The organism is Bradyrhizobium sp. (genome assembly GCF_049691595.1).
GTDB lineage: Bacteria > Pseudomonadota > Alphaproteobacteria > Rhizobiales > Xanthobacteraceae > Bradyrhizobium.
Genome location: NZ_JBAVNZ010000590.1, coordinates 1 through 4,015 on the forward strand (window position 1 = coordinate 1; position 4,015 = coordinate 4,015).

The window sequence follows — 4,015 nt, forward strand, 5'->3', positions numbered from 1 at the left end:
GGCGCGATCGCCAGCCGTCCGAGGCGAGTGATCGGAGTATCGAGCACAAACCGTTCGATCTCTCCGGCACTGCTCATGCGCGCAATGGCGCGCGCGGCGAGGTCCGTGTACCAGGCGCTGCCGTCGGCCGCGACCGCGAGCCCGAGCGGCTCGATGTTGCGGCTCGACGTCGGCAGCCGCTCGATGCGGCCGTTGCGCAGACGGCCGATCGCATCTGCATGGTCGATGGTGAACCAGATGCTGCCGTCAGCGCCCGTCGCGATCGCGATCGGCGCATCCTGCGGCTCGCTCATGCGGTACTCGACGAATTTTTCCTCCGGGACGGCGCGCGCCAGCAGAAGCGCGCCTGCCGCCAGGACCGCGATGCCGAGCACCGCGGCCGGTGTCCCGATTCCGAACTTCGCAAGCAATCGCGGCACACGCCGTACCAGCTTCGGAATCGATAAGGCCACTGGCAACTCCATGATTCTGGCACCGCTTTTGAACCCGGCGTTCTCAACGATAGTTGCCGCACGGTATGAGCGAATTTCGGATGCGCGGCACTGGCGGCCATGCGCGGATCAGCGCGGCGAATGGGCGGCGGCGCGCCGGCGCAACAGGTGCCGCGCCGCAAGACCGCCGCCGATCAGCACCAGCGCACAGAACGCGAGCCCGCCGGCGAGGCTGATCGGTTCGATGCGCGCCAGCAGGTTGCCGCCTTCGATGGCGATGCGCCAGACTTCCGCATAGGGCATCAGCGAGAACACCGCGTAGATGACGCCCGCATCGTTCGGATCGCGGACGAGTGGCCCGGCCTCGATATGGATCGGAAGGTTGTCCTCTTTCGGCGCCCAGGTTTCACCGCCGTCCGCGCTGCGATAGATTCCGCGATCGGAGGAGACCACCAGGGTCGCAGCGTCGGCGCTCGCCGCGATGCCGCGCACTCTGGCTCTCGCCTCAGGCAGCGAATGTCCGACGGAATGCCAACCGGAGCCGAGATCGTCGCTGACCACGATCCGGCCGCCCGCCGCCGCCCAGATGCGTTGCGGCCGCGTCGCATCGGTCGCGATCGTGTCGACCGGCGCATCTGCGCCGCCGAAACCGGCGTTGCGCCAGGTGCGCCCCCCATCGTGGCTGATCATCGCCCGGCCGTCGATCACGGCCGCCAGAATGTCGGCCGATCCGGCGATCGCCACCAGCGCCGTCATCTCGCTCATCGGCGGGAGTCCGGGCACGACCGCATAGGTGCGGCCGCCGTCCTCGCTCGCGAATAGCCGGCTCCGGCCGAGCAGATAGAAACGATCGTTCGCCGGCCCGGCGACCAGCGCCCGCGCCGGGATCGCGGACTCCGGGGCCTCGGCACGCTGCCAACCGTGCTGGTCGCGACGAAACACGCCGCTGGCTGCGGCGCACACCGCCAGCTCGCCGTCCGGCGAGAAAGCGAGCGCAAATACCGCGCCGATGATGACGTCGCGCGCCTCCGGCACCCAGCTCCGCCCCCCATTGTGCGAACTCAGGATTCCGAGATCGGTGCCGACGAGCAGGTGGGACGAATCGCGCGGATCGACCGCAATGACGAGCGCCGCATTGAGAAACAGGCCGACATCCGCATTCAGCCAGGCAGCGCCGAGATCGCGGGAGCGAAACACGCCGCCATAGCTGGTCGCATCATGCGACGACGCGCTGCCGGCCAGGCCGGCCAGCAGGGACACCACGCAGGCAAACCAGAGGGTCAGCCGACGCACACCGATTTGCTTTTTTCCAATCCCAAGATGAAGCAGTCGGGGTGGGGAGCCTGGTCCCACCCCGAAAACATCCCTCATGGCTTGCGCGATTTTTCACCCGGCGCCAGCGCGATCTCGGCCATGCGTCCGCCGTTCAGCGCCACCCAGGAATTCTTCGTCAGCGGATATTTGTCCGTGTAGCTCAGCGGCTCGTGGGCGGCGACGCAGTTGTTGTAGCCGCCGGTGATCTTGTAGCACTTCTCGTAGGCGAGAAACTGCTGGACCGTATCGGTCTGCTGTACGTTCGCCGTCATCCAATCGCGGATGCCCTCGTAGGACGAGAACGCGTCCGAGCCGAACATCAGCTTGCCGACGCTGGTCGGCACCTCGAGCAGCTGCGAGCCGGCCGTATGGGCGCGAAACACCGGATGAATCCGCACGCCCGGCAGGATCTCCATCTCGCCATCGACGATCACCGCCTTGCCCTTCAGCACCTTGCCGTAGACCTCCTCGACGGTGAGCGGCATGTAGCCGCAAGCGGGCGTACGATTGCAGCCGCCGGGATCGGAGTTGACCGCCCGGATGTGCGGCTCCGGATAGTTGAGCGCCCACTCGATCGCCCTCAACTCCTCGCGTTGGACGTAGAGCACGGCATTGGGCAGGTCGGACAATTGGCCGGCGTGGTCCCAGTGGGCGTGGCCGATCACCACCTTGGTGACATCGGCAGCATTGAAGCCGAGAACCTTGAGCTGGTCCGGCAGCGGAGCCCAGTGTTCCGACCCGGTCATCTTCAGATATTCCTGCTGCTTCCAGCCGGTATCGTAGAGGATCAGCTCGCTGCCGCATTTGATCACGCCGACGTTCACCGGCAGATCGACGCTCGGAATGTTGCTCTCCGGCTTGGTGCTGCCGGGCACGAATGCGCGGTCCGGCATGAACGATCCGAACGGCACGTTCATGAAACGGCTGCTCTCGATCAGCCATGCCGAGCAGACCGGTTGCTGGGCCTGCGCCGCTGCGCCGAACAGGCATGCCAGCGTCGCGATCACGGCGGTCCACGCCAACGGACGAATTCGTAGCGCGCGTTTTCTCATGGCCTTCCTCCCTGCTGCTGAGCTTCCCTGATTGAGATTGGACTGCGCTTGTCGCTTCTCCTTCGATCCGATTGCCCCCTAGTGCGGCTTGTATTGTCCCGGCCACAGCACTTCGCCGACGCGCAGCATGTCTTCCGAGGCCCTCACATCCATCTGGTGGGCGTCGCCGAGACGCTGCGAGTTGCCATCCTCGGTGAATTTCAGGATCTCGGCGGCCGCGTTGGCGTAGAGCGCCATTGCGTCGACGTACTGCCCGCGCGTCCCGGACAGCGAGGGCGGCGTATTCATGGTGCGGACCTGCATTTCGGCTTCATGAAAGAATTTCGCCAGCGGCTCGATCTTTCGCGCAAGCGCGCGCGCGTCCCGATCCCCGGTCTGATAGGCGATGCCGGCAAAGCTCATCGCCACCGCCAACCGGGTCGCCTCCCGGTGGACGGCCCACAAGGCTGTCGCGAAGCGTTCCTCGTCCGCCGTCAATGCCGGGGGCTGGGGTTTCTCGGCGCGCGTGCCGACAGTTTGCGCCGCTGGCTGCGCCACCGACCGCGGCCGCACTTCGTGCAGCCATGCGGCACCCGTGATTGCTGCGAGCGCCACGACGACGCCGGCCAGCAACAACGACCGCCCGCCGGGCATGCCGATCGTCTGAATGGCGCATCCTCCATGTATTGTCGGGGCACTGTATCCTTCGGTTGCCGCGGCGGTCAACCGGCGCGGTGGCGAAACAAGACGCGCGCGACTCATGGCTTGCCGTTGACCGCGAGCCGTGCGCTTGCGGTCAGCGGGGTTCCCAGGTCGGCGCGTCGGTGAACAGGCCTCCCTCCGCAAATCCGATGCCGTAGATCAGGACCACCCCGAAGACGAAGCTGACCAGGCCCGACGCCACGCGAAGCCGCCAATTGAATTTCGGCAGATTGACCGCCGTGAACGCAAACGGCGCCGACAGGATCAGCGTGATCAGCATCATTCCGACGATGGTGCCGAGCCCGAACAGCAGCAGATAGCCGAGCGCGGCGACCGGTTCGCGGATGATGGACAGGACCATCAGGGCGACGGCGGCCGATCCTGCAAGGCCGTGCACGAGGCCGACCGCGAAGGGTCGCAGCCACTCAAAGAACGTGATCCGCCCGAGCCCGCTGCGGTCGAGCCGCGCCGTCGGCATGGGCTCCTCGGCGTGCCCGTGCGCACCGTGACCGTGCGGGTGCCGGTGCACATGGTCGC

The 4,015-nt window shown here is 66.6% G+C and carries 4 protein-coding genes and 1 pseudogene; all 5 read right to left on the reverse strand.

From position 1 onward, the window contains the following. A partial coding sequence (locus WCE35_RS23705; protein ID WP_424595742.1) for a virginiamycin B lyase family protein occupies window positions 1-374 on the reverse strand: 374 nt, incomplete at its 3' end. A 186-nt stretch (window positions 375-560) separates the two neighbouring features. Beyond that, entirely contained in the window at window positions 561-1,724 is a 1,164-nt protein-coding gene (locus WCE35_RS23710; RefSeq protein WP_424595743.1) for a WD40/YVTN/BNR-like repeat-containing protein, read from the reverse strand. A gap of 74 nt (window positions 1,725-1,798) precedes the next feature. Then, window positions 1,799-2,797: an MBL fold metallo-hydrolase gene (locus WCE35_RS23715; protein WP_424595744.1), complete on the reverse strand. Its 999-nt coding sequence runs from the start codon at window positions 2,795-2,797 to the stop codon at window positions 1,799-1,801. 78 nt (window positions 2,798-2,875) lie between these two features. Next, window positions 2,876-3,430 carry a hypothetical protein gene (locus WCE35_RS23720; protein ID WP_424595745.1) on the reverse strand — a complete coding sequence of 185 codons (555 nt, stop codon included), beginning with the start codon at window positions 3,428-3,430 and terminating at the stop codon, window positions 2,876-2,878. 142 nt (window positions 3,431-3,572) lie between these two features. Further along, a pseudogene (locus WCE35_RS23725) lies at window positions 3,573-4,015 on the reverse strand (hypothetical protein); the annotation flags it as partial.